This is a genomic window from Plantactinospora sp. B5E13 (assembly GCF_039871775.1).
Taxonomy (GTDB): Bacteria; Actinomycetota; Actinomycetes; order Mycobacteriales; family Micromonosporaceae; genus Plantactinospora.
The window spans coordinates 54,587-74,520 of record NZ_JBDPLT010000040.1 but is presented as its reverse complement, the minus strand read 5'-3'; the positions used below and the strand labels follow the sequence as shown (position 1 = coordinate 74,520).

The 19,934-nt window shown below is 71.8% G+C and carries 16 protein-coding genes and 1 pseudogene; 10 read left to right on the top strand and 7 right to left on the bottom strand.

From position 1 onward, the window contains the following. Positions 1-67 precede the first annotated feature (67 nt). The 4 genes from ABGB05_RS27825 to ABGB05_RS27810 all read left to right on the top strand — a co-directional run bounded on the left by ABGB05_RS27825 (position 68) and on the right by ABGB05_RS27810 (position 4,601). Positions 68-1,048, top strand: a complete 981-nt coding sequence (locus tag ABGB05_RS27825; RefSeq protein ID WP_347656870.1) for a sugar ABC transporter permease — start codon at positions 68-70, stop codon at positions 1,046-1,048. A 71-nt stretch (positions 1,049-1,119) separates the two neighbouring features. After that, positions 1,120-1,953, top strand: a complete 834-nt coding sequence (locus tag ABGB05_RS27820) for a carbohydrate ABC transporter permease (RefSeq protein WP_347656874.1) — start codon at positions 1,120-1,122, stop codon at positions 1,951-1,953. Then, entirely contained in the window at positions 1,950-3,383 is a 1,434-nt protein-coding gene (locus tag ABGB05_RS27815) for a GH1 family beta-glucosidase (RefSeq protein WP_347656869.1), read from the top strand. The genes ABGB05_RS27820 and ABGB05_RS27815 overlap by 4 nt, the downstream gene beginning before the upstream one ends. 174 nt (positions 3,384-3,557) lie before the next feature. Then, positions 3,558-4,601, top strand: coding sequence for a LacI family DNA-binding transcriptional regulator (locus tag ABGB05_RS27810; protein WP_347656868.1), 1,044 nt, complete (start codon positions 3,558-3,560; stop codon positions 4,599-4,601). Positions 4,602-4,642: 41 nt separating this feature from the next. On the opposite strand, the pseudogene ABGB05_RS27805 reads toward ABGB05_RS27810, so the two are convergent. After that, positions 4,643-4,921 (bottom strand): annotated as a pseudogene (locus tag ABGB05_RS27805) (hypothetical protein); the annotation flags it as partial. Between the two features lie 471 nt (positions 4,922-5,392). Here ABGB05_RS27805 and ABGB05_RS27800 point away from each other — a divergent pair. Both ABGB05_RS27800 and ABGB05_RS27795 read left to right on the top strand, forming a co-directional pair. Then, positions 5,393-6,178, top strand: a complete 786-nt coding sequence (locus tag ABGB05_RS27800) for an amino acid-binding protein (RefSeq protein ID WP_347656867.1) — start codon at positions 5,393-5,395, stop codon at positions 6,176-6,178. A gap of 37 nt (positions 6,179-6,215) precedes the next feature. Then, positions 6,216-7,376, top strand: a complete 1,161-nt coding sequence (locus ABGB05_RS27795; protein ID WP_347656866.1) for a GNAT family N-acetyltransferase — start codon at positions 6,216-6,218, stop codon at positions 7,374-7,376. Positions 7,377-7,552: 176 nt separating this feature from the next. Here ABGB05_RS27795 and ABGB05_RS27790 read toward each other — a convergent pair whose 3' ends face one another. Next, positions 7,553-9,127: an aldehyde dehydrogenase family protein gene (locus ABGB05_RS27790; protein ID WP_347656865.1), complete on the bottom strand. Its 1,575-nt coding sequence runs from the start codon at positions 9,125-9,127 to the stop codon at positions 7,553-7,555. Positions 9,128-10,217: 1,090 nt separating this feature from the next. On the opposite strand from ABGB05_RS27790, the gene ABGB05_RS27785 reads away from it, so the two are divergent. After that, positions 10,218-12,992, top strand: coding sequence for a glycoside hydrolase family 9 protein (locus ABGB05_RS27785; protein ID WP_347656873.1), 2,775 nt, complete (start codon positions 10,218-10,220; stop codon positions 12,990-12,992). Between the two features lie 153 nt (positions 12,993-13,145). Here ABGB05_RS27785 and ABGB05_RS27780 read toward each other — a convergent pair whose 3' ends face one another. The 3 genes from ABGB05_RS27780 to ABGB05_RS27770 form a co-directional block, all read right to left on the bottom strand. Further along, a complete protein-coding gene (locus ABGB05_RS27780; RefSeq protein ID WP_347656864.1) occupies positions 13,146-13,523 on the bottom strand; it encodes a hypothetical protein in 378 nt (125 codons plus the stop codon). A 99-nt stretch (positions 13,524-13,622) separates the two neighbouring features. Further along, positions 13,623-13,925 carry a hypothetical protein gene (locus ABGB05_RS27775; protein WP_347656863.1) on the bottom strand — a complete coding sequence of 101 codons (303 nt, stop codon included), beginning with the start codon at positions 13,923-13,925 and terminating at the stop codon, positions 13,623-13,625. Between the two features lie 111 nt (positions 13,926-14,036). Further along, on the bottom strand, positions 14,037-16,049 hold the full coding sequence (locus tag ABGB05_RS27770; protein ID WP_347656862.1) for a glycoside hydrolase family 3 protein: 2,013 nt from the start codon (positions 16,047-16,049) through the stop codon (positions 14,037-14,039). Positions 16,050-16,445: 396 nt separating this feature from the next. On the opposite strand from ABGB05_RS27770, the gene ABGB05_RS27765 reads away from it, so the two are divergent. Genes ABGB05_RS27765 through ABGB05_RS27755 form a run of 3 tightly spaced genes read left to right on the top strand, consistent with a single transcriptional unit; the run spans position 16,446 to position 18,640 of the window. Continuing rightward, entirely contained in the window at positions 16,446-17,030 is a 585-nt protein-coding gene (locus tag ABGB05_RS27765; protein WP_347656861.1) for a TetR/AcrR family transcriptional regulator, read from the top strand. A gap of 58 nt (positions 17,031-17,088) precedes the next feature. Next, positions 17,089-17,943 (top strand): alpha/beta fold hydrolase, encoded by an 855-nt coding sequence (locus ABGB05_RS27760; RefSeq protein WP_347656860.1) that lies wholly within the window; start codon positions 17,089-17,091, stop codon positions 17,941-17,943. Positions 17,944-17,995: 52 nt separating this feature from the next. Continuing rightward, positions 17,996-18,640 (top strand): GNAT family N-acetyltransferase, encoded by a 645-nt coding sequence (locus ABGB05_RS27755; RefSeq protein WP_347656859.1) that lies wholly within the window; start codon positions 17,996-17,998, stop codon positions 18,638-18,640. A 39-nt stretch (positions 18,641-18,679) separates the two neighbouring features. On the opposite strand, the gene ABGB05_RS27750 is transcribed toward ABGB05_RS27755, so the two are convergent. Together ABGB05_RS27750 and bioB are read right to left on the bottom strand one after the other, a co-directional pair. Then, on the bottom strand, positions 18,680-18,859 hold the full coding sequence (locus tag ABGB05_RS27750) for a hypothetical protein (RefSeq protein ID WP_347656858.1): 180 nt from the start codon (positions 18,857-18,859) through the stop codon (positions 18,680-18,682). A 46-nt stretch (positions 18,860-18,905) separates the two neighbouring features. Continuing rightward, a complete protein-coding gene (gene bioB / locus ABGB05_RS27745; protein WP_347656857.1) occupies positions 18,906-19,901 on the bottom strand; it encodes a biotin synthase BioB in 996 nt (331 codons plus the stop codon). Positions 19,902-19,934 lie beyond the last annotated feature (33 nt).

The window sequence follows — 19,934 nt, the reverse complement described above, 5'->3', positions numbered from 1 at the left end:
GCCCACACCCCGCCCGGGTGTGGGCGCCGCCGGGTCACCGCCGTCCACCTCCCCGGAAGGACCTGCAATGAGTTCTGCTGTCGGCACGCGCCCGCCGCGGCATGCCGCCCCCGCCCCGACCCGCCCCGAACGCCGCCAGCGGTCGTTCCGCCTGGGCCGGTGGGACATCAAGTACTCGCCCTACCTCTACATCGCGCCGTTCTTCGTGCTCTTCGGGGTCTTCGGCCTGTTCCCGGTGCTCTACACGGTCTACGTCTCGCTCTTCGACTACGACCTGCTCAGCGGCACCAAGGAGTACGCCGGCCTGGAGAACTACCGCTTCGTGCTGGCCGACTCCCAGTTCTGGAACGCGGTGTACAACACCGTCGGCATGTTCGTGGTCAGTACGGTGCCGCAGCTGATCCTGGCGCTGGTCATCGCGAACCTGCTCAACCGGCAGATGCGGGGCCGGACACTGCTGCGGATGGGCATCGTCATCCCGAACATCACCTCGGTCGCCGCGGTGGGCATCATCTTCGGGCTGATCTTCGCCGACCGCTACGGGCTGGTGAACTGGCTGCTCGGCGGGATCGGCGTCGACCCGATCGCCTGGCGGGACAACCGCTTCGCGTCGTGGATCGCGGTGGCGTTCATGGTGGACTGGCGGTGGACCGGCTACAACGCGCTGATCTACCTCGGCGCGATGCAGGCGATCCCGAAGGACCTCTACGAGTCGGCCTCGCTCGACGGCGCCTCGGCCTGGGGACAGTTCTGGCGGATCACCGTACCGCTGATCCGGCCGACCATCATCTTCACGATCATCATCTCGACGATCGGTGGCCTGCAGCTCTTCACCGAGCCCCTGATGTACGGCTACGGCATGGTGCGCGGCGGCGCCGACCACCAGTTCCAGACCCTGGCGATGTACATCTACGAACGCACCTTCACCAACAACTTCGAGTACGGCGTCGGCGCGGCCATGTCCTGGCTGATGTTCCTTATGATCATCATCTTCGCGCTGATCAATTTCGCACTGGTCCGCCGCTCGGTCAAGGGGGAGACGAAGTGAGTACCCTCCAGACGCTTCCCCGCCCGCTGGCCGACGCGCCGACCCCGAAGCCGCGGCGCCGTCGTGGCGGCATGCCCGGGGCGCAGCTGTGGCAGGCCAGTCCGCTGACCTACCTCGCGCTGATCCTCGGCAGCGTGCTGTCGATCTTTCCGATCATCTGGTCGTTCCTGATCGCCTCGAAGGACAACAGCGGCGTCTACGAGATGCCGCCACTGCCGGGTGACAAGTTCGGCGACAACGTGAGCCGGATGTTGGCCAACGACGACGCCGCGTTCCTCTACGGCCTGGCCAACTCGTTCGTGGTCTCCACGGTCGTCACCATCTCGGTGATCTTCTTCTCCAGCCTGGCCGGCTTCGCCTTCGCCAAGCTGAGGTTCAGGGGCCGTAACGCCCTGCTACTGGTGATCATCCTGACCATGATGGTCCCCACCCAGCTCGGCATCATCCCGCTGTACCTGATGATGGTGGAGCTGGGCTGGACGGGCACCCTGCAGGCGGTCATCGTGCCGTTCCTGGTGCAGGGCTTCGGCGTGTTCATGATGCGCCAGTACGCGCTCTCCGCGATCAGCGACGAGCTGATCGAGGCGGCCCGGCTCGACGGCTGTTCGACCTGGCGGATCTACTGGAACGTGGTGCTGCCGGCGCTGCGTCCGGCGGCCGCGATCCTCGGGCTGCTGACCTTCATGCAGACCTGGAACGAGTTCCTCTGGCCGTTCGTCGTGCTCACCCCCGACACGCCCACCGTGCAGTACTCCCTCAAGATCCTCTCGTCGGGGCTGTACCAGACGGACTACACGGCGCTGTTCGCCGGTACCGCGCTGGCCACCCTGCCGCTGCTGATCGTGTTCATTCTGTTCGGCCGCCAGATCATCGGCGGCATCATGGAAGGCGCCGTCAAGTCGTGAGCAACTCCGCGAACCCCCAGTCCGCCCAGCTCCTTCTGGAGGACCGGGGGTTGAGCTTCCCGCCCGGCTTCCTCTGGGGAGCCGCGACCGCCTCGTACCAGATCGAGGGCGGGGTGCACGAGGGCGGTCGTACCGCCTCCATTTGGGACACCTTCAGTCACACCCCCGGCCGGGTCCTGCACGGCCACACCGGCGACGTCGCCTGCGACCACTACCACCGGTACCCGGACGACGTGAAGATGATGGCCGAGCTGGGCCTGAAGGCGTACCGGCTCTCGGTGGCCTGGCCCCGGATCCAGCCCGACGGGTCGGGCCCGGCCAACCAGGCCGGCCTCGACTTCTACCGCTCGCTCGTCGACGAGCTGCTGGAACACGGCATCGAGCCGTGGGTGACCCTCTACCACTGGGACCTGCCCCAGGCGCTCGAGGACGCCGGCGGCTGGCCGGTCCGGGACACCGCCCACCGGTTCGCCGAGTACGCCGAGCTGACCCACGCCGCCCTCGGCGACCGGGTCCGGCACTGGATCACCCTCAACGAGCCCTGGTGCTCGGCGTTCCTCGGCTACGGCTCCGGGGTGCACGCGCCCGGGCGTACCGAGGGACCGGCGGCGGTCCGGGCGGCCCACCACCTGATGCTCGGGCACGGCCTCGCCACCCAGGCGCTGCGCGCGGCCGCCCCCGACCACCAGGTCGGAGTGACGCTGAACCTCTACGCGGTCTCTCCGCAGACCGACTCGGCCGGCGACGTCGACGCGGCCCGCCGGATCGACGGGCTGGCCAACCGGTTCTTTCTGGACCCGATCCTGCGCGGCAGCTACCCGGCCGACGTGGTGGCGGACATGGCCGAGGTCACCGACTTCGACCACGTCCACGAGGGCGACCTCGAGGTGATCAGCACCCCGAACTCGTTCCTCGGCATCAACTACTACAGCCGGCACGTGGTCGCCGGCCCGGTCGAGGGGGTCGAGCCCGAGCCGTACTGGCGGGCGCAGTCCTGCTGGCCGGGCAGCGAGCAGGTCCGGTTCGTCACCCGGGGCGTGCCGGTCACCGACATGAACTGGGAGATCGACGCGCCGGGGCTGGTCGAGATCCTCCAGCAGGTCCACCGGGACTACCCGGAGCTGCCGCTGTACATCACCGAGAACGGGTCCGCCTTCGTGGACGAGGTGGTCGACGGCGAGGTCGACGACAGCGACCGGCTGGCGTACTTCGACGCCCACCTGCGGGCCTGCCACGCGGCGATCAGCTCCGGCGTGCCGCTGCGCGGCTACTTCGCCTGGTCCCTGATGGACAACTTCGAGTGGGCGTGGGGCTACACGAAGCGCTTCGGCATGGTCTACGTCGACTACGACAGCCAGCTGCGGATTCCCAAGTCGAGCGCCAAGTGGTACGCCGAGGTGATCCGACGGAACGGATTGGCCGCACAATGAACCATCTTCGGCCCTACCGCGCGGCCCGTCCGGGCCGCCGGGTGAGGATCGGCGCGGACGACGCGCCGTCCTGGCCGAAGCGGGTTCAATAGGCGTGGTCAGCCAGTATTGGGAGTGCCCGGCACCGGCCTGTACCAGGTCGGTGCCGGCCGCCCGACGTCGGAGGAGCAGACGATGACAACGCAGCGCACCCGCTCGCTCGGGCGGCCAACCCTGGACGCGGTCGCCGCCCGCGCGGGTGTGGGACGGGGCACGGTGTCGCGCGTCGTCAACGGCTCGCCGCAGGTGAGTCCGGAGGCCCGGGCCGCCGTGCAACGGGCGATCGCCGAGCTGGGTTACGTCCCGAACCGGGCGGCCCGGGCACTGGTGACGCAACGGACCGACTCGGTGGCCCTGGTGGTGTCCGAATCGGAGGAACGGGTCTTCGGTGAGCCGTTCTTCGCCGGGATAGTGCGGGGCATCAGCTCGGCCCTGCTGGAGACCCCGATGCAGCTGTGGCTGGCGATGGCCCAGTCACCGGCCGAGCGGGAACGGGTGGAGCACCACCTGACCAACCAGCATGTGGACGGCGTACTGCTGCTCTCCCTGCACGACGCCGACCCGCTGCCCACCCTGCTCGAACAGCGCGGGCTGCCGACCGTGCTCGGCGGCCGGCCGGCCCGGATGCTGGCCGACCCGGACGGCGCCTACTTCGTCGACGTGGACAACGCCGGCGGGGCCCGGCTCGCGGTGGAGTACCTGCTGCGGAAGGGACGCCGGCGGGTGGCGACCATCGCCGGCCCACAGGACATGGGGGTGGGCGTCGCCCGGCTGACCGGCTACCGGGAGGCGGTGCGGGACAGCGGCGCGCTGGTCAACGACGCGTTGATCGCGTACGGCGACTTCAGCGAGAGCAGCGGCGCGGCGGCGATGCGCCGGCTGCTGGACAGCTGCCCCGACCTCGACGCGGTTTTTGTCGCCTCGGACCTGATGGCGTGCGGGGCGCTGCGGGCGCTGCGCGAGGCGGGCCGTCGGGTCCCCGAGGACGTGGCGGTGGTGGGCTTCGAGGACGCCCCGATCGCCCGGCAGACCGAACCACCGCTCACCACGGTCTTCCAGCCGATGGAGGAGATGGGCCGGCAGATGGCCCGGCTGCTCGTCTCCCGGATCCGTCACGAGGAGCGGGAGGCGCCGTACGTCCTGCTCGACACCCACCTGGTGCACCGCACCTCGGCCTGACCCGTACCGTGCCCCTGGGCGCCCGGGAGCCGACGCGGGGATCAGGGTCCGTCCGGGCCGGCGCCCAGCGCGGCCAGGCCGTGCGCGACCAGCGGGGCGACCAGGGCGCCGATCCGGTCGAAGCCGGTGCCGACGGTCCGCCCCAGGGTGCAGGGTGCCAGGGCACAGGGTGGTGGTGTGCCGGTAGCGGCGAGCTTGAAGCAGCCCAGCGCAATGTGCCAGTCCAGGGGACCGACGTCGACGTCGCTGCGGGCGGCGTACCGGTTGATCAGCTCGGCCCCGGTCGGGAAGCCGGCGCCCGGCCCGAGTCCGTCGGCGAGCCCGGCCGCCTGGAAACAGTTCGGCCCGGAGCGGACCGCCCAGCAGGTCGGGCCGGTGCGTGCCGAGGTACCCGGTGAGCCGGTCGAGGTCGAGCCCGGACGGCGACCCGGCAGGTGACGCCGAACCGACGGCACCGGCCGGGGGATCGGTCATCCGGCCAGTGAATCTTTTCCACCTGAATCGCGCAACGCATGCGCCCAGACTTCCGCCCGTGGCCACGACGGACCGCACGGGGAGCGGGAAAGGGTTCGGTGGAGGGCACTCCGCCGCCCGGTCAAACCCTGCGGATCGGGACCGGTTGTCCGGCGTCGTCCGGTTTCCCGGACAGGGCCAGTACTGCGTGTCCTCCTGCCGAACACGGGTTGTTGCGGTCGGGACATGCTTCGGCAACAGGGGCGAAATGGTCATCGGGCAGCCTGGTATCCGCACCGGCGGTGACGCGCGCCGGTCCGCCGACGGAGGGGACGGACATGCTGCTGAGGGTGCGGGTAACCCTGCCGGATCGACCTGGGACGCTCGGCCAGGTCGCCCGTACGCTGGGCGTCGCGGGTGCCGACATCGTCCAGGTGGTGGTCCTGGAACGGCTCGGCGGACGCGCCGTCGACGACTTCACCGTGGTGTGGCCGGGGGTGGCCCGGGTGGACCGGCTCTCCGCCGGACTCGCCGCCATCCCGGGCGTACGGGTCAACGGCATGTGGCGGGCGATCGGCGCGCCGAACGGTGGCGGACAGGACGCCGAACTGCTGGCCCAGATCGCGGCGAACCCGGGGGACGGGCTCGGCACCCTGGTCGACGCGGTCCCGGGGCTGCTTGCCGCCGACTGGGCCGCCGCCGCGGTGGTGCCGGCGGACTGGGCGGCCCGGAGCGCCTCGGGTTCCGGGGCGCTGCGCGGCGCTGGCGGCTCGCCCGCCGTGGCGTACGCGAGCTGGCGTTCGCCCACCCCGCTGGTACTGCCGGAGGTGACCCCGCTGCGCGCCCGGGCGCTGAACGGGCCGGCCGGCACCCACTACGCGGTCGCGCCGTTCGGCCGGGCCGGGCTGGTGCTGATGCTCGCCCGGGTGGACGGCGACGGCCTCTCGGCGGCCGGCTTCCACGTCACCGAGGTGGACCGGATCGCACAGCTGGTCCGGGCCGCCGCGACGATTCTGGGCGACCGGCTCGACCTGGTCAGCGCACCACCCGTGTCGGACCCGACGATGGCGGCGGTGGTGACCGGGACCACGGCCGCCACGGCCGGTTCGGCAACAGCCGGGTAACAGTCCGCAGGCAGGCTGGAACCGGGAAGGAGCCGACATGACGCTGTGGCGGATCAGGGCGACGGTGGCCGACCGGCCTGGTTTTCTCTCCGTGCTCACCGCGAGTCTGGCGCTGCGCGGGGTCAACATCCTCACCGTCCAGGTGCACACCACCGAGGCCGGCGCGGTGGACGACTTCCTGGTCGACGCGCCTGCCGAACTGACCGCGGACGACCTGGTCGCGGCGGTGGAGAAGGGACGTGGCCGGGACTGCTGGGTGGCGCGCAGCGAGGCGCAGGGCCTGGCCGACCAGCCGACCCGGGCGCTCGGCCTGGCGACCCGGCTGGTCCACGACCCGGACGCGCTGGGGGAGACGTTGCGGGCCCTGCTCAACGCCGACACGGTGAGCTGGCGGCCGATGCCGGCCCTCAACGGTCCCGGATACGACCGGGGCAGCATGCGGCTGCCGGACCCGGACGGTGGGGTGTTCGAGCTGGTCCGCTCCGCGCCGAGCTTCACCCCGGCCGAGTTCGCCCGCGCCCAGGCGCTGCTGGAACTGGCCGGTACGGTGCTGCGCCGCAGCGTCGAACAGGTCACCCTGGTCCTGTCGGAGGGCACCGAACTCCTGGTCCGTCCGGCGTTGCCCGACGACCTACCGGCCGTACGGGCGATGCACGTCCGTTGCTCGGCGCGCACCCTGCAACGTCGCTACCCGGCGGCGGCGATCCGCCCGTCGGCCGCCCGCCTCGCGCGGCTGCTCGCCCCGCACCGGGGGGTGACGCTGCTGGCGACGACCGACGGGACGGCCGGCACGCCGGGTCTTCCCGAGCCGCCGGGACGGGAGCCGAACGGGCTGTCGGAGCGGGTGGTGGCGATGGCGAACCTGGTGGCCGAGGGGCCGGTCGCCCAGGTGGCCCTGCTGGTCGAGGACGGCTGGCAGCGACGTGGCATCGGTGGCACGCTGCTGCGTCGGCTCGTCGCGTACGCCCACCGGGCGGGTTACCTCGCGCTGTCGGCGTACACCTTGGCGGACAACGTGGGGATGCTGCGGCTGCTGGACCGGCTCTACCGGCCGGGCGCGGTGGAACGGGACGGCAACCTGCTGACCCTGACCGTGCCGCTGACCGAGCGGGCCGGTGCGGGACCGGCGGGTCCGCCGCCGGTGGTTCCGGCACAGGGCGACCGGCCTCCCGCCAGCGTCGAGGCGCCGCGGGCCTGAGACAGCGCTCCGGTCCCGGTTCGCCGACCGGAGCGGAGGCGGCGGCGCGGGCCTGGTGGGCCGCGGGCCGCAGAGACAGCGGTCCGGTCCCGGTTCGCCGACCGGACCGCCAGCAGCCCGAGCGGGCGGAACCCGTGGGGCCCTTCCGGCGGGACGTCCGGCAGGGCCCCACCGGGTCAGGTCGTCGGGTAGCTGCTGTAGTCCGGGAAGTTGCCATACAGCCGCTGGGTCGTTCCGGAGCCGACGGTGACCGCCTGCACCAGCAGGTCACCGCCGACGAAGGCACCCTTCCAGGAGGCGCCCCGGCCGCCGAACGGCTCCTCCCGGTCGCCCCGGGACCGTGGCCGGTTGATGCCGACCTTGAACGCCTGCAGGTCGACGGCGAGCTTCGCCGCCTCGTCCTCGTCGTCGCAGGCGAGGCTGGCCACCAGGGCGCCGTTGGAGGCGTTCATCGCGGCCAGCAACTCGTCGGGGGTGTCCACCACGACGATGGTGTCCACCGGGCCGAAGGGTTCGGCGTGCATCAGCCGGGACCGGCCGGGTGGGGCGAGCAGCACTGCCGGCGCCACGTACGCCGAGGTGTCCTGCCCGGAAAGGAACGGCGCGCCGTCGAGCTTGCCCCGGTAGAGCGGGACGGCGCCGCCCCGGACCGCCTCGTCCACCTTGCGGCGCAGCTCGTCGGCCTTGGCGCCGCTGATCAACGGTCCGAAGTCGAGCTCCGGCAGCGGGTCGCCGTCGGCCCAGCCCTCGTCGACGGCGAGCGGGTGGCCGAACCGTACCGAGCGGACCACCGGCAGGTACATGTCGAGGAACTCGTCGACCAGGTCCCGCTGGACCACGAACCGGGGGTACGCGGTGCAGCGCTGCTTGCCGTACTCGAAGCCCTTCTTCAGGTGCGTGGCGAGGCTGTCCCACTGGGAGAAGTCCCAGATGCCCCAGGCGTTCAGTCCCTCCTGCTCGATCATGTGCCGCTTGTCGGTGTCGAGCAGCGCGGCGGCGACCTTGCCGCCGTTGGACCGGCCGCCGACAAAGGCGACCGCGCCGATCTCCGGGGCCCGGACCAGCACCTCGGAGAGTTCCTCGCCGCTGCCGGAGAGCAGGGTGGCGGGCAGCCCGGCGCGGCGCATCAGGGCGTGCGCGACGGTGAGGCAGACCGCTCCGCCCTGGGACGGCGTCTTGGCGAGCACCGCGTTGCCGGCGAGCAGTTGCACGAGTTCGGCGTGGACCAGCACGCTCATCGGGTAGTTCCAGCTGGCGATGTTGCTGACCGGGCCGGACAGCGGTTCGCGGCCGTCGGCGAGCATCCGGTCGATCTCCTCGACGTACCAGCGGACCCCGTCCAGGGCCCGGTCGACGTCGGCACAGGCCAACCGCCACGGCTTGCCGATCTCCCAGACCAGCAGCAGGGCGAGCAGGTCACGGTGCAGGGTCAGTTCGTCGAGCGCGGCGACCACCCGGACCTTCCGCTCGGCGAGCGGGGTGTCGGCCCAGTCGCGGTGTTCGGCGGAGGCGTACCGGACGGCGGCCCGAGCCGAGTCGGCGTCGAGTCGGGGCAGGTTCACCAGTACGGTGTTGTCGACCGGGGTCCGGACGGCGCTCGGGGCGCCGACCGACCGCCAGGCCCCCTCGATCAGGTTCCGTAGCGTCGTGGTGCTGTCGGGACGGCCGGGGTCGAACGCTTCCGGGGTCGCCTCGACCGCTCGGGCGAGGATCTCCCGCCAGGCGGTGCCGTCGGCAAGGCGCAGTGCCATCGCTGTCTCCTCAGGTCGGTCGCCGGCGCGGTGGCCGGCGCGGTTCCGGTGGCCACCCCCGCGACCGTCCGACCGTCCCGTACACCCGTCCGTCCATCCATCCGTCTGGAACGGACCGGACTCGGACCGGACCCGGGCTGGTCAGGGCACGGTCCGGTCGGACGCGGTGGGGGGCGGGCACGGTGCACGGCGTTCCGGAGGGCCGTGCACGGTGGCGCACCCCGGGAGGGCCGCGGGTGGGCGGACCGTGGGTGGCGAGCGGTCACCGGGTGCGTCGCACTGGCTGGACGGCGCCCCGGCAGGGCCGCGGTGAGCTGCGCGGCGGCGACGATGGCACCGCTGATCTGGGCGTACTGTCCCCCGTCCCGGACAGCGGCGGCAACCGTACGCCCGTATACCGGAACGCCCGGTCCGCCGGTTGGTTCGATGATTCACGCCGTCCGCGGCTGTTGATCGTCGACGACCTGGGCGGACGTGCGGTGTGTATTGGGGATCATGGATTTTGTGGCGAGTGTCAAAGAATGGGAAAGGGCTTTCCTGAGGGACTTCCGCAATCGCCCTGTCGATCCGGTCGGGGGGCTGGGCTCACCGGTTTGGTCCTTCACAAACCGGCAATGGCGCGGTTACATTGTTGACTATCCATGGGAGCGCTCCCGGCGCTCCGACTAGGCCCGATGACCCCCAGGACCGGACGGCACACCCACCGGCTCGACCGAACGCCCCACCACCAGCACCCCGCGTCGTGCACCGCACAGCGGAAGGGGCGGATGCGCCCACATCCGCCCCTGGTGTCCTCCGCTACGCGTCGCCGCGCGCGGCTCCACGGACAGGAGCGATTCTAGTGCGCGACCGCATCGCCCCAGCCCGGCCGAACGGGCAACGTCCCCGGCCCGGTCCACGCCCGAGGCCGAAGGTCCGGCACCGGCTCGACGGCCGGCAGCGACCGGACGGCCGGCAGCGCCCCGACCGGGGCCAACGGCCCGGCCGCTGGTACGAGCGGACCGCGACCCGGATCACGGCTGTCCTGACCGCCGTCGGGCTGCTGCTCGCCGCCCCGCAGACCGGCCTCGCCGCCCCGGCATCCACCGGGATCAGCGGCACCGGGAGTGTCGGCACCACCGCCGCGCCAGCGGACTTCAACTACGCCGAGGCACTGCAGAAGTCGCTGCTCTTCTACGAGGCGCAGCAGTCCGGCCGGCTGCCCGACTGGAACCGGGTCTCCTGGCGCGGCGACTCCGCGCTGACCGACGGCGCCGACGTCGGAGTGGACCTCACCGGCGGCTGGTACGACGCCGGCGACCACGTCAAGTTCGGCTTCCCGATGGCGTTCAGCACCACCATGCTCGCCTGGGGCGCGGTCGAGTACCGGTCCGGGTACGCCGACTCCGGACAGTTGCCGCACCTGCTCAACAACCTGCGCTTCGTCAACGACTACTTCATCCGGGCCCACCCGTCCGCCGCCGTACTCTACGGACAGGTCGGCAAGGGCGACGACGACCACAAGTGGTGGGGACCGGCCGAGGTGCTGCCGATGGCGCGGCCGGCGTACAAGATCGACGCCAGCTGTGGCGGCGCGGACCTGGCCGGTGAGACGGCCGCCGCGATGGCCGCCTCCTCGATGGTCTTCCGACCCACCGACCCGACCTACGCGGACACCCTGGTCCGGCACGCCCGCCAGCTCTACACCTTCGCCGACACCGTGCGGCGGGCCTACCACGAGTGCATCACCGACGTGACGAACTTCTACCGGTCCTGGAGCGGCTACCAGGACGAACTCGTCTGGGGCGCGATCTGGCTGTACCGGGCCACCGGCGAGGCGAGCTACCTGACCAAGGCCGAGACCGAGTACGACCGGCTCGGCACCGAACCGCAGTCCAGCACCCGGATGTACAAGTGGACGGTCGCCTGGGACAACAAGCAGTTCGGCGCGTACGTGCTGCTGGCCAACCTGACCGGCAAGCAGAAGTACGTCGACGACGCCAACCGCTGGCTCGACTGGTGGACCGTCGGGGTGAACGGGGAGAAGGTGCGTACCTCACCCGGCGGAATGGCGGTCCTGGACACCTGGGGCGCGCTGCGCTACGCCGCCAACACCGCGTTCGCCGCACTGGTCTACAGCGACCGGACCACCGACACCACCCGCAAGGCCCGCTACCACGACTTCGCGGTCCGGCAGATCACCTACGCGCTCGGCGACAACCCGCGCAACTCCAGCTACGTGATCGGCTTCGGAACCAATCCGCCGCGCAACCCGCACCACCGCACCGCGCACGGCTCCTGGTGGGACAGCCAGCAGGTGCCGGAGGCGACCCGGCACGTGTTGTACGGCGCACTGGTCGGCGGCCCCTCCGCGCCGAACGACGCGTACACCGACAGCCGGGGCGACTACGTGATGAACGAGGTCGCCACCGACTACAACGCCGGCTTCACCTCCGCGCTGGCCCGGCTCCACACCGAGTACGGCGGCACCCCGCTGGCGAACTTCCCGCAGCCGGAGTCGCCGGACATCGACGAGATCACCGTCGAGACCACGGTGATGCAGAACGAGCCCCGGTCCACCGGGATCAAGGCGATCGTCTACAACAAGTCCGCGTTCCCGGCCCGGGCGCTGACCGACTCCCGGTTCCGGTACTACTTCCGTCCGGAGGGGACCAGCGCGATCCAGGTGACCAGCGGCTACACCCAGGGCTGCCCGGCACCGACCAGCGCCCGCCAGTACGCCGGCGACATCTGGTACGTCGAGGTCGACTGCTCCGGCCACACCATCGCCCCGGCCGGGCAGTCGGCACACCGGATGGAGGTGCAGTTCACAATCGGCGTACCGGAGGGTGGCACCTGGGACCCGACGAACGACCCGTCGTACCAGGCCACCGCCGGACCGAACCCGAAGCTGGCGCTCTGGGAGGGCGACGACCTCGTCTGGGGCGCCGAGCCCGCCCCGCCGACCCCGGACACCGTCGCGCCGAGCGTGCCCGGCACCCCGACCGCCTCGGCGGTGACCGCCACCGGGCTGACCCTGAGCTGGGCGGTCTCGACCGACACCGGCGGCAGCGGGCTCGCCGGCTACGACGTCTACCGGGAGGCGGGCACGACCGACGTGCTGGTCGGCTCGCCGAGCGCGGCGACGCTCGCGGTGACCGGGCTGACCCCGGCGACCAGCTACCAGTTCCACGTGCTGGCCCGGGACGGCGCCGGAAACCGGTCCGCCGCCTCCGCGCCGGTCACCGTCACCACCGCGGCGGCCGGCGGCGGGGACACCACCCCACCGGGTACGCCGACCGGGCTGACCGCCTCGGCGGTCACCACCACCGGGGCGACCCTGAGCTGGACCGCGTCCACGGACAACGTCGGGGTCACCGGCTACCGGGTCTACCGGGAGGCCGGGGCCACCGACACCCTGCTCGGCACGGTGACCGCCACGACGTACCCGGTGACCGGGTTGACGGCCGGTACGACGTACCAGTTCTACGTGGTCGCGGTGGACGCGGCCGGCAACGTCTCGGCGGCCTCGGCGCCGGTCCCGGTGACCACCGGGACCACCCCGACCAGCGGCTGCCGGGTCGGCTACACCACCACCGACTGGAGCAGCGGCTTCACCGGCAACGTCACGATCACCAACACCGGCAGTACCACGATCGACGGCTGGACCCTCACCTTCGGCTTCGCCGCCGGGCAGCGGGTCAGCCAGGCTTGGTCGGCCACGGTGACCCAGTCCGGTACGACGGTGACCGCGACGAACCTCTCCTACAACGGCACCCTGGCCCCGGGAGCCTCGACCAGTTTCGGCTTCAACGGCTCCCACACCGGCAGCAACCCGAGGCCGGCGACGTTCACGCTCAACGGCGCGGCCTGTACGACCGGCTGAACCGTCCCTTGGCCGGTCCACTCCGGGGCCGTCGGGCAACACCAGCAGGCTGCCCGACGGCCCCGGTCCGGTGCGGGTTCCACGTCGACGCCCGTCCTGCCCGAGCCTGGACCGGCCACGACAGGCCCGGGTGGGGCATTCCGAGCCAGGGGGTCAGCGGGAGCGGTGTCGTTGCCGGACGGCGAGTACCACCAGCAGCAGCGGCACGATTACCCACATCTGCGCCGTCGTGTAGTGGCGGAGCTCGGCGGCGACGTCGACCTCCCGGATCTCGGCCTCGAGGGCACCCGGACGCACGAGCGTGAGGGCGTGTACCGACAGCGGCACGTAGTTGGCGGCCACGCCCGTGAGCCACCACCCCAACCCGGTACGCACGCCTCCGCCGGACGAGGCGAGCGCCAGACCGAGTACGCCGCCACCGACGACGCCCAGGAGGAACTCGCCGAGGATGACCCACCGTCGCCAGCGGACTCCGACCGATCCCCACATGTCGATGGCGGCGAGGCGACGTACGTCGAGTCCGAGGGTCACGCGGGACATGCTGCCACGGGCCCGCCAGCCCCGCCGCGGCCGTTCGTGGCCGGTGCCCGCCCGGCCGGAAGCGCCGTGTCGGTCGGCGGGTACGGCGGGTCAGGGCTGGCCGGCCATCCGGTCGACCGCCTGCTTCGCCTCCAGCAGGCCCTCCCCGGTGGCCTTCCGGTAGGCGCGGACCGCGTGGATCGTCCGACCGTTGCGGAGGTGCTCGCGTACCTCGGCGAGTTCCTGCTCCGGGTCGACGATCCCGAGGTGGGTCAGCAACAGTTGCATCTTGCGGTCGAGCCGGGCGAGCCTGGCGACCGTGTCCCGTTGACGTCTCGCCGCCGTGGCCGCCTCGATCAACAGGAAGGCGAGCAGCGGAAGGGTGAAGACGGAGATGATGTCGATGGGATCCACCCGCTCATTCAACCAGTGCGGCCCGGCCGTGCCCGGTGCCGGAAACGCGGCGCGCCGCCGCCGGTGCCCGGGTCACGGGCGCCGACGGCGGCGACGGCTACGGGAACCGGCTCAACGGGTACGCAGGCCGTACCCGTACGGGAAGAGCGGGCGGTAGTCGCGGTCACCGATGTTGATCGGCACCTGCGCCTCGCTGCGCGGCCAGCTCATCGAGAGCTTGCCGGTGAACGGTCGCCGGCCGAACAGCACGTCCGCGACGCCGGCCCCCTCGCTGCCCGGCAGCCAGGAGGCGACCAGCGCGTCCATCTCGCCGAGCTGGTCGGTGAGCACCTGGGGGCGGCCGGAGACGACCAGGACGACGCAGGTGTCGATCTCGCCGCAGACCTTGTCGACGACCGCCCTGTCGCCCGACTGCAGCGACAGCGACTTCTCCTCGTGCTGCGGGGTGGAGCACCAGGTGCACTCCGGCCCGCCGACGTCACCGAAACCCTCGGCGTACGGGGTCTCGCCGACCACCACGATGCCGACGTCGGCGCCGTCGGTCGGCGCGGAGGCGTCGGCGCTGTACGTCACCTCGGCCCGGGGAGCGACCTCGCGGATGCCCTCCAGGATCGTGGTGCCGGGGATGATGTCCCCGGAAACGCCCTGCCACTGAATCGTCCAGCCGCCAGCCTGGTTGCCGATGTCGTCGGCGTTGCGGCCGGCGACGTACAGCTTCGCGTCCCTGCGCAGCGGCAGCGCCCGGTTGCTGTTCTTCAGCAGCACCTGGGACTCGGCGACGGCCCGGCGGGCCAGGGCGCGGTGCTCCCGGCTGCCGACCGTGTCGACGTTGTCGGCCGAGGCGTACGGCTTCTCGAAGAGGCCGAGTTCGAACTTCGCCCGCAGGATCCGGCGGACCGCGTCGTCGATCCGGGCCCGGCTCACCCGGCCCGCTTCGACCTCGGCGGTCAGCAGGTCGATGAACTGCTTCGCGCTGTTCGGCACCATGAACAGGTCGATGCCGGCGTTGACCCCGGTGCGGACCTTGTACGGGGTGAGTCCGGCGTTCGTCGGCTCGGCCGGGTCCGGGATCTTGTGGATCCCCTCCCAGTCGGAGATGACAAAGCCCCGGAACCGCTTGGCGCCCTTGAGGACGTCGGTGAGCAGCTCCTTGTGCGCGTGCATCTTGACCGGGTTGCCGACCCCGTCCTCGGCCCAGTCCACACTGGAGTACGACGGCATGACGCTGCGCACGTCGTAGCGCCGCATCGCGTCCCAGTACGGCGCCAGGTTGGTCCGGGCGAAATCGGCCCGGCTGGTCACCGTCACGCCCTGGTCGATGACGTACGCCTGGTTGGCCGGCGGCAGGTTGGCGTTGTTGTCGGCGGCGGCCTGGTCGTAGACGGTGTCACCGTCGCCGGCGTAGTGCTTGACGGTGGCGAGCACCCCGGCGCTCTGCGAGCCGGCGACGTAGCTGGCCATCTGGCCGACCAGCTTCGGGTCCTCGCCGAAGCTCTCGTACGTCCGGCCCCAGCGCTCGTCGCGGGCGACGCAGAGGCAGGGGGCGAAGTTCCACGGGATGCCGGTGGCCCTGACCTCCTCGGCGGTGGCCCGGCCGATCTGCCGGACCAGCTCCGGGTTGCGGGTGGCGCCGAGTCCGATGTTGTGCGGGAAGACGGTGGCGCCGTGGACGTTGGCGTGCCCGTGCACCGCGTCGACGCCGTAGATGATCGGGATGCCGAGGCGGGTGCTCATCGCCTGCCGCTGGAATCCGTTGATCATGTCGACCCAGGCTTCGGGGGTGTTCGGGGTCGGCACCGAGCCGCCGCCGGAGAGCAGTGAGCCGAGGTTCCACTCGGCGATCACCGTCGGGGTGTCGGTGACCGCGGCCCGCTCGGCCTGGGTCATCTGGCCGACCTTCTCCGCCAGGGTCATCCGACCGAGCAGGTCGTCGACCCGGCGGTCGACCGGGAGCTTCGGGTTGAGGTACGCCGGCCGACCGCCCGGGCCGCCGTGCCGGGCGGTGTCGGTGTCGCCGGTGGTGGTGGGGGTGGCCGACGCCGCGCCCGCGGGCAGCAGGGAGACGGCCAGCAGGCCGACCACCAGCGGTATCAGCGGGGTGCGGGATCGTGGGTGTGGACGCAAGGTGCCCTCCAGGATCAATGGGTACGCGCCGCCACCGATCATTCCCACGCGGATAAGACGACGTCAATATGAAATCGTAAAGTTTCTTACGGGATAGAGTGGACCGGATTCCTGGACGCGTACTGCGAGGATCTGGGCCGGACACGGAAGGGGTTCCGGTATCGCGCGTTCGCTCTTCTTTCGCCCGCGGCCGACCTGGTCCGCCGGGGCGGTCCGGCTGGCCGCGCTCGTGGCGGCAGTGGGCTTCCTCGGGATCGCGCTGGTGATCCGAACGGCGCGGCGCGGGGCGGCCGTCGCCCCGGTCTGATTCGGGGGAGGCGTCGGTCGTGGCCCGGTGGTCCACGCAGGCGGGCATCCGGCCTTGACAAAAAGTACGATCGTGCGGACGATGTCCGCATGGGGAAGGGTGAGGTGACCCGGCAGGCGGTGCTGGTCGCCGCCAACGAGGTCGCCGACCGGCTCGGGCTGGCCGGGCTCACCATCGGTTCCCTGGCCGACCGGGTCGAGATGTCCAAGAGCGGGCTGTTCGGCCACTTCCGGTCCAAGGAGGCGCTGCAGCTGGCGGTCCTGGAGTACGCCCGGGACGGCTTCGTCGACGCGGTGATCCGGCCCGCCCTGGCTGCGCCCCGGGGCGAGAAGCGGATCCGGACCCTGGTGGAGGGCTGGATCGTTCTCGGTGTCGAGCGTCGTGCCGGCTGTCTGTTCGTCTCCGCCGACCTCGAGTTCGACGACCGGCCCGGGCCGGTGCGGGACCAGTTGGTCCGCGACCACCGGGACCTGCTGGAGTCGGTCGCCCAGATGTTCCGGACCGGGATCTCCGAGGGGGAGTTCCGGCCGGACGCCGATCCCGAGCAGTTCGCCCACGACCTGTACGGGGTGATGCTCGGACTGTTCCACGCCCATCGCCTGATGGAGGATCCGCAGGCGATCAGCCGGACCCGCCGGGCGCTCGACGCGCTGTTGGACAACGCCCGGATCTGACCTTTCGGAGTGGAGAGACATGGTTGCTTGGCGGAAACAAAAAAGCACGATCGTTCGTATGATTACGATGGCGGTCACCCGGCGGATGTTCGGCGTTCTGGAACGGGTGGCGCCCGGCCCGGGAGCCGTACTCGCCGAACGGATCTGGTGCAGCGTGCCACGCGGCCCGGTCCGCCCCGCCGACCCGCCCGGGCAGCGGTTCACCGTCACCGTGCACGGCCGGCCGGTGGTCGCCGAGTCCTGGGGCGACGGTCCCGCCGTCTACCTGATGCACGGCTGGGGCGGCTGGCGGGGGCAGTTCCAGTCGTTCGTCGCCCCGCTGGTGGCGGCCGGGCACCGGGTCGTCGCCCTCGACGCGCCGGGCCACGGCGACTCCGCACCCGGGGCGTACGGACGGGGTCGCGGCCTGCTGACCGAGTTCGCCGACGCGTTGACCGAGGTGACCCGGATCGCCGGCCCGGCGTACGCGATCGTCGGGCACTCGGCCGGCGGTACCGCCACCGCGCTCGCGGCGCTGGACGGGCTGACCGCCGAGCGGCTGGTCCTGATCGCGCCGATGGCGGACCCGCTCGCCTACACCACCGACTTCGCCCGGTCGCTCGGCTTCGACGAGCGGATCCGGACCCGGTTCCTCCGCCGCCTGGAACGACGGGTCGGTCGGCGGACGACGGAACTGGACGTCGCCGGACGCGCGACCGGGCGGGACGACCTGCCGCCGCTGCTGGTCGTGCACGACTACGCGGACAAGGAGGTCCGGTACGCCGACGGGCAGGCGATCGTGGCGGCCTGGCCGGAGGCGGAGGGACGGTGGTCCAACGGGCTCGGACACCGGCGGATCCTGCGGGATCCGGCCACCGTGGCCGCGGTCGTCGACTACCTGACCTGGAGCCGGGTGGCCCAGCCGGTCAGCTGACCGGACGGAAGCCGTGGCGACCGCCGGACCGGAGCGGATAGGCTTCACCCCCGTGACCAGCCAGAACGACGTCGAACGGCCGATTGTGACCCCGCCCACCACCATCGGCCCAGCCCCGGACGGCGGGATCCGCACCGGCCCGGACAGCGGGATCCGCCCCGGGTCGCGGCTGGCGCCGCTGAACCACCGTCTGGCGACCGAACGGGACCTCGCCGCGCTGGTCCGGCTCCGTGACGACGCGGCCCGCTGGCAACTGGCCAACGGCATTGATCAGTGGCGGCCCGGAGACCTCACCGAGGACCACTTCCGGGCCCGGCTGGCCGACGCCGAGGTCCGGCTGGCCACCCTCGGTCCGGACGGGCCGGTCGTCGGCGCCTTCGAACTCTGGTGGGACGACGTCGTCACGTGGGGTCCGCAGCCCCCCGTGGCCGGCTACGTGCACCGGCTGATGACGGATCGACGTACCGCGCCGCCCGGGACCGGGCGACGGCTGCTCGCCGAGGCGGAACGACGGATCACGGCGGCCGGACGCCGACTGTGCCGACTCGACTGCCGGGCCGACAACCACCAGCTCCGGCGGTACTACGAGTCGGCCGGCTATCTCGTGGTCGGCGAGCAGTCGTTCACCGACCGCCCCACCCACGGGGCGGGCGGCAGCAACTACCCGGTCACCCTGCTGGAGAAGACCCTGCGGTAGGAGGGAGGAGCCAGCCGGGGACGGCCGCCGGGCGAGGCCTCAGGAGTGGAGGTCCCCGTGCTCCACGCAGGTCGCCGTCCAGCCGGCCGGCAGCACCTGCACCTTCATCCGCCGCCGGCAGGCGGCGCAGAACCGGGGCGGTTCGAGGTGCCGCGCCCGGTCGCAGTCGTCGTGGCCGCCGTCGGCGAGCGCCCCGCCGCACCGGTCACACCACGTCATCTCGGGCCCCCGCGGAGCTGGAGTGATCGGCTGCACCGTGCCTCCTTCACAGCGTCGCCGAGAGCGCCTTCACCGGCATCTTCAGCTCCTCCAGCAGCGCCAGGTCCTCGTTTGCCGGCCGGCCCAGGGTGGTCAGGTAGTTGCCGACGATCACCGCGTTGATCCCGCCGAGCAGACCGTCCCGGGTGCCGAGGTCGCCGAGGGTGATCTCACGACCACCGGCGTACCGGAGGATCGTCCGCGGCATCGCCAGCCGGAAGGCGGCGATGGCGCGCAGCGCGTCCCGTGGCTCGACCGGCGCCTGGTCACCGAGCGGGGTGCCCGGTCGGGGGTTGAGGAAGTTCAGCGGCACCTCGTGCGGATCGAGTTCGGCGAGCTGCGCCGCGAACTCGGCCCGCTGCGCGATCGTCTCGCCGAGCCCGAGGATGCCGCCGCAACACACCTCCATCCCGGAGGCGCGGACCATCCGCAGCGTCTCCCAGCGCTCCTCCCAGGAGTGCGTGGTGACCACGTTCGGGAAGTGGGAGCGGCAGGTCTCCAGGTTGTGGTTGTACCGGTGCACACCCATCTCGACCAGCTCGTCGACCTGCTCCTGGGTCAGCATGCCGAGCGAGGCGGCGACCTGGATGTCGACCTCGGCCCGGATCGCCGCTACACCCTCGCGCATCTGCTTCATCAGCCGCGCGTCCGGCCCCCGGACCGCGGCCACGATGCAGAACTCGGTGGCGCCGGTCGCCGCCGTCTGCTTCGCCGCCTCGACCAGCGACGGGATGTCCAGCCAGACGGACCGGACGGGCGAGGCGAACAGGCCGGACTGGGAGCAGAAGTGGCAGTCCTCGGGGCAGCCACCGGTCTTCAGGGAGACGATCCCCTCCACCTCGACCTCCGGACCACACCAGCGCATCCGTACCTCGTGGGCGAGCTGGAGGGCGGCGGAGAGCCGCTCGTCGGGGAGCTGGAGCACGGCGAGCACCCCGGCCTCGTCGAGACCGACACCGCCGTCGAGGACCTGGGTCCGTGCCTGGTCGAGGATGTCTGGCATGGGTCGTACCCTACAAGCCGGCCTGGCCGTCGA

Bases quoted from the DNA above. Each gene is read 5' to 3' on its own strand.
- ABGB05_RS27765 (WP_347656861.1), top strand. From the start codon at position 16,446: ATGGGGAAGGGTGAGGTGACCCGGCAGGCGGTGCTGGTCGCCGCCAAC.
- ABGB05_RS27820 (WP_347656874.1), top strand. From the start codon at position 1,120: ATGCCCGGGGCGCAGCTGTGGCAGGCCAGTCCGCTGACCTACCTCGCG.
- bioB (WP_347656857.1), bottom strand. From the start codon at position 19,901: ATGCCAGACATCCTCGACCAGGCACGGACCCAGGTCCTCGACGGCGGT.
- ABGB05_RS27790 (WP_347656865.1), bottom strand. From the start codon at position 9,127: ATGGCACTGCGCCTTGCCGACGGCACCGCCTGGCGGGAGATCCTCGCC.
- ABGB05_RS27800 (WP_347656867.1), top strand. From the start codon at position 5,393: ATGCTGCTGAGGGTGCGGGTAACCCTGCCGGATCGACCTGGGACGCTC.
- ABGB05_RS27760 (WP_347656860.1), top strand. From the start codon at position 17,089: ATGATTACGATGGCGGTCACCCGGCGGATGTTCGGCGTTCTGGAACGG.
- ABGB05_RS27795 (WP_347656866.1), top strand. From the start codon at position 6,216: ATGACGCTGTGGCGGATCAGGGCGACGGTGGCCGACCGGCCTGGTTTT.
- ABGB05_RS27810 (WP_347656868.1), top strand. From the start codon at position 3,558: ATGACAACGCAGCGCACCCGCTCGCTCGGGCGGCCAACCCTGGACGCG.
- ABGB05_RS27825 (WP_347656870.1), top strand. From the start codon at position 68: ATGAGTTCTGCTGTCGGCACGCGCCCGCCGCGGCATGCCGCCCCCGCC.
- ABGB05_RS27750 (WP_347656858.1), bottom strand. From the start codon at position 18,859: ATGACGTGGTGTGACCGGTGCGGCGGGGCGCTCGCCGACGGCGGCCAC.